Raw genomic sequence first — 424 nt, forward strand, 5'->3', positions numbered from 1 at the left:
TGTAGATAGCAAGAACATCCCATCAGATCAACCTGTACTGATGGCGGGAGATTTCAACGTCGATAAGGTGAACTTCCCACAAGAGCACGTAGACTTTTTATCGCTTATGAATGCAACAGAACCTACAGCGTTAGGCGAGTACCCTTACTCTTACGCAGGCCCTGTGAATGTTTATGCGGATGATCAATACAATGAGTACTTAGACTATGTGTTGTATTCAAACGAGCATCAAGCGCCAGTTTATTCTCATAACAAGATGCTGACGCCTCGTAGTATTGAATGGGATCACTGGACCACTTGGGACTTGTCAGATCACTACCCTGTAGCGAGTGAGTTTGTATTCGCTGAGTAAGCCACTTTTTCTACCCTAGTTGCGTATTGATACCCACACTGTTTAGTGTGGGTTTTTTTCGTTTTGAGCGAG

Annotated in this window: 1 protein-coding gene; it reads left to right on the plus strand. The window is 44.1% G+C overall.

What is annotated here, in order from left to right:
* Positions 1-352, plus strand: a 352-nt coding sequence (locus tag A3757_RS26490; protein ID WP_369819534.1) for an endonuclease/exonuclease/phosphatase family protein, incomplete at its 5' end; no start/stop codon positions are given.
* Positions 353-424: the final 72 nt, after the last annotated feature.

It is taken from the genome of Oleiphilus sp. HI0117 (genome assembly GCF_001635235.1).